The following is a 4,567-nucleotide window of genomic DNA, read 5'->3' as shown; positions in this document are numbered from 1 at the left end:
ACTCTCGAAAGCTTTCCGTTTCGTTCTTTCACTTCCTTCATAACATCTTCTAATGATATATTTTTTTCAGCTAATAAAACAAAACAGTGATAAAATACATCAACCATTTCTTTCACTAGTTCTTCTTTATCATTATTTTTAGACGCGATAATTACTTCTGTGCACTCCTCACCAATTTTCTTTAAAATTTTATCTTCACCTTTTGAAAATAAATAATTCGTATATGATTCAGAAAGTGGATTTTTCTTTCGTTCTTCAATTGTTTCAAATAATAACTTAAGAATATCTTCCATATGTATCCCCCTATATAATTTTATAGTGAAAACACGTTTTTTCTCCCGTATGGCAAGCAGGCCCTACTTGCTTTACGACAACAACGATTGAATCTTGATCACAGTCTAAATAAAGTGATTGCACATATTGGATATTTCCCGATGTACCTCCTTTATTCCATAACGATTGTCTCGAACGGGAATAAAACCATGTTCTTTTCGTTTCCAGCGTCTTGTCATACGCTTCTTCATTCATATAAGCTAACATTAAAACTTCTTTCGTATCTTCCTCGATAACAACAGCTGGTATCAACCCTTTTGCAAAGTTAGGTTTCATAACCGCACCTCAACGTTTGCTTCTCTTAATTTTCGCTTTACATCCTGTACAGTCGCTTCACCATAATGAAAGATTGATGCTGCTAATGCTGCATCAACTGTTGTCTTTTGAAATACTTCTATAATGTGATCCACATGACCACATCCACCTGATGCGATTACTGGGACAGAAACGCTGTTTGAAATTGCTTCTGTTAAACGAAGATCATATCCGTTTTTCGTTCCATCTGCATCCATACTCGTCAACAAAATTTCTCCTGCTCCGAGCTGGGCAACGCGTCTCGCCCATTCGATTGCATCCATCCCTGTATTAAGTCTTCCGCCATTTACGTATACATTCCATTTATCTTCTGCTACTTTTCTAGCATCAATTGCTACGACAATACATTGTGAGCCAAAATGTTCTGCACCTTCCTGGATTAACTTCGGATTTCTCACTGCCGCTGAGTTTATTGAGACTTTATCCGCTCCAGCTCTTAGTAAATTGTACATTCCTCTCACATTTGAAATCCCCCCGCCAACTGTGAGAGGAATGAATACTTTTGAAGCAGTTTTTTCTACAACATCTATAATCGTTTTTCGCCCTTCATGCGTCGCAGTAATATCTAAAAATACGATTTCATCTGCTCCCGCATCATTATATAATGCGGCTATTTCAACAGGATCACCGACGTCTTGTAACCCTATAAAATTCACACCCTTTACGACCCGCCCATCTTTCACATCTAGACATGGAATAATTCGTTTCGCTAACATAGTTTTGTTACCTGTAACACTTCTTCTAAATCAATCGTTTTCTCGTAAAGTGCCTTTCCAATTATGACGCCATATATATTCATATCATTTAATTTTTTTACATCTTGAATAGATGCGACACCTCCAGATGCAATTACACGAATGCCCACACTTTTTTGTAGTAACTCTAATTGCTCAAAATTTGGTCCTGCAAGCGTCCCATCTTTTGAAATGTCCGTAAACACAATCGTTTGGACACCTAAGCTTTCTATTTGCTTCGCTAAATCGATGTACGAAATTTCAGACACATCGAGCCAGCCCCTTGTTGCTACGAAACCATTTTTCGCATCAATTCCAACTATGATTTTCTCCTTATATAGACGAACCGCTTCTTCTAAAAATGATTTATCGTAAAGGGCAGCCGTTCCTAATATCACTTTTTCTACACCTACTGACAACAACTTCTCCACTGCCGCGAGTGACCGAACTCCTCCTCCAACTTGCACCGGAATACGTACCGCCTTGCATATTTTTTCAATGACAGGTAAATTTACTGACTCCCCAGCAATTGCTCCATCTAAATCAACAACGTGTAGTATTTTCGCTCCAAGTTTTTCAAATATGATTGCTTGTGCGACTGGGTCTTCATTCATCACCGTTTCTTTACTAAACTCTCCTTGATACAGCCTTACGCATCGCCCTTCTTTTACATCGATAGCTGGGAAGATTTCCATGCTTCTACCACTCCTTTGAAATTTTTTAACATTTGCATTCCAATTTCACCACTTTTTTCAGGATGAAACTGTGCGCCAAATATATTTCCTTTTGCTACAAAACCAGGTACTTGCACTCCATACTCACTTGCCCCATACACAATTTCATTTGGACAATCTGCATAATAAGAGTGGACATAATATACGAAAGAACCGTCCTCTACTCCATTCCAAAGCGGTATTTCTCCATCTTTCTTCAACTCATTCCACCCAATATGTGGAATTTTATAAGGAACTTTTAACTTTCTAATGACACCTGGCAATAAATTTAATCCGTTACAGTCTTGTAGTTCCTCACTTTTTTCAAATAAAAGCTGCATTCCTAAGCAAATACCTAGAAGTGGTTTTCCTGAACTTCCAACTTCTTTTAGCACACATACTAAATCTTTTTCTTCTAAAATGTCCATCGCCTTCGGAAATGCACCTACTCCCGGTAAAATAACGCCATCACTTCTCAATATTTCTTCTTTGTCATCCGTTACGATGTACTCTGCTCTAATATATTTTAATGCTTGTTCCACACTGCGAATATTCCCCATTCCATAATCTATAATAGTAATCAATTACAACATCCCTTTCGTTGAATTTACACCAGTAATGTTGGCATTTTTATCGACTGCCTCTCTAAGCGCTCGACCAAATGCTTTAAATAGAGCTTCAATTTTGTGATGTGTATTGCTTCCGTATAAAATGCGAGCATGTAACGTAATATTTGCAGCATGGGCAACTGCTCTAAAAAATTCTTCCGTTAATTCTGTGTCAAAATCTCCTAGCTTCGGATTTGTTAATTCACCTTGAAATACAATATATGAGCGCCCGCTTATATCAATCGCGACAAATCCTAAAGATTCATCCATCGGTACATACGCTGAGCCGTAACGATTAATCCCTTCTTTATTTTGCAATGCTTCTTTCAAACAAGTTCCGAGTACAATGCCAACATCTTCAACCGTATGATGCGCATCGACGAATACATCACCTTCAGCTTCAACTTGCAAACCGAATCTTCCATGCCTAGCAAATAAAGTTAGCATATGATCAAAAAAACCAACTCCCGTTTGCACAGAAACATTCGTACTTTCATCGAGCTGCAAACTTAATTTAATCTTTGTTTCAGTCGTCTCACGTGCTTGACTAGATTGACGCATTATTCTTCCTCCTTAAACCTAATTTGGATTGCTCTTGCGTGTGCATGTAAGCCTTCTTTATTTGCAAGTTCTACAATATGATGCTGTACACTTCTTAACGCTTCTTCCGTATAAGAAACGAAGCTTGATTTTTTCACGAAATCATCGACGGATAACGGAGAGAAAAACCTTGCTGTTCCACTTGTCGGTAATACGTGATTCGGCCCCGCCAAATAATCTCCAAGCGGTTCAGGTGCATATGGACCAAGGAAAATTGATCCAGCATGCTTTACATAAGCTAGAGCATTCATTGGCTCTTTTATGTGTAGCTCTAAATGTTCAGGGGCGATTTCATTTGATAAGTGAAACGCCTCTTCTAAAGAAGGAACAATAAAAATTGCTCCATTTCTTTTTATTGACTCACGAGCTATTTCACTTCTTGGTAACGTCTCTAGCTGTCTTTCTATTTCTCTTTCTACTTCTTTAGCAAGCTGTACATTCGTTGTAATACAAATAGCAGTCGCTCTCACGTCATGCTCTGCTTGTGATAATAAATCAGCAGCAATATATTCGGCATTTCCTGTTTCATCTGCGATAACTACAATTTCTGATGGTCCAGCAATCATATCGATATTGACTATCCCATATACTTCTCGCTTCGCTAGAGCAACATATAAATTTCCAGGTCCAACTATTTTATCTACTTTAGGAATCGATTCCGTTCCATATGCTAGAGCAGCAATTGCTTGAGCACCACCGGCCATATAAATTTCATCTACACCTGCAAGACTTGCAGCAGCTAAAATATGCGGATCAATTCCTCCTTGCCTCGGCGGTGTTACCATTACAATTTTTTTCACTCCTGCGAGTTTTGCTGGCAATACATTCATTAATACTGATGAAGGATACGAAGCTGTCCCGCCCGGCACATATACACCTACATTTTCTAACGGCCGAATGAGCTGTCCTCTAATTACCCCTTCACTCACGCAATCCAACATAGATTGTCTTGTTTGCTTTTCGTGATAAGAGACAATGTTTTTCTTTGCCTCTTCTAACGCTTCTAAAAAAGCTTGTTCTACAAACTTACTTGCTTGTTTTATTTCTTCTGCACTTACACGAAAATCTTTTATCTCTACACCATCAAACTTTTTTGTATAGAACGATACAGCTTTATCTTTACTCTCCCTTACGTTTTGAACAATTTCGCTTACACTTCTTTGAACAGTTTCTTCTATTAAATTAGCGCTTTCTCGTAGCAATTTTATTTTCGATAAAGCCTCTTGGAAATCTTCACAAACTATCTCCATTGAAAGTCCCCCTA

At 38.2% G+C, this 4,567-nt stretch carries 7 protein-coding genes; all 7 read right to left on the bottom strand.

Annotated elements, in window-relative coordinates:
- On the bottom strand, positions 1-293 hold a 293-nt coding region (hisE, locus tag AC1DTM_RS18675; protein ID WP_477000634.1), incomplete at its 3' end, for a phosphoribosyl-ATP diphosphatase.
- A gap of 10 nt (positions 294-303) precedes the next feature.
- The gene (gene hisI, locus AC1DTM_RS18670; RefSeq protein ID WP_002158666.1) at positions 304-609 is read right to left on the bottom strand and encodes a phosphoribosyl-AMP cyclohydrolase; all 306 of its coding nucleotides are present in this window, start codon (positions 607-609) and stop codon (positions 304-306) included.
- On the bottom strand, positions 606-1,364 hold the full coding sequence (hisF, locus tag AC1DTM_RS18665) for an imidazole glycerol phosphate synthase subunit HisF (RefSeq protein ID WP_016104289.1): 759 nt from the start codon (positions 1,362-1,364) through the stop codon (positions 606-608). Before hisF ends, hisI begins: the two co-directional genes overlap by 4 nt.
- Complete coding sequence (hisA, locus tag AC1DTM_RS18660) at positions 1,358-2,077, bottom strand: 1-(5-phosphoribosyl)-5-[(5-phosphoribosylamino)methylideneamino]imidazole-4-carboxamide isomerase (RefSeq protein WP_016104288.1); 720 nt, start codon at positions 2,075-2,077, stop codon at positions 1,358-1,360. The genes hisF and hisA overlap by 7 nt, the downstream gene beginning before the upstream one ends.
- On the bottom strand, positions 2,050-2,679 hold the full coding sequence (gene hisH / locus AC1DTM_RS18655; protein WP_002158669.1) for an imidazole glycerol phosphate synthase subunit HisH: 630 nt from the start codon (positions 2,677-2,679) through the stop codon (positions 2,050-2,052). Before hisH ends, hisA begins: the two co-directional genes overlap by 28 nt.
- Positions 2,680-3,264, bottom strand: coding sequence for an imidazoleglycerol-phosphate dehydratase HisB (gene hisB / locus AC1DTM_RS18650; protein ID WP_002201200.1), 585 nt, complete (start codon positions 3,262-3,264; stop codon positions 2,680-2,682).
- Entirely contained in the window at positions 3,264-4,553 is a 1,290-nt protein-coding gene (hisD, locus tag AC1DTM_RS18645) for a histidinol dehydrogenase (protein WP_016104287.1), read from the bottom strand. Before hisD ends, hisB begins: the two co-directional genes overlap by 1 nt.
- Positions 4,554-4,567 lie beyond the last annotated feature (14 nt).

The sequence above is a fragment of the Bacillus sp. P4_D3 genome, assembly GCF_056401855.1.
This window is presented reverse-complemented; position numbering and strand designations above follow the sequence as displayed.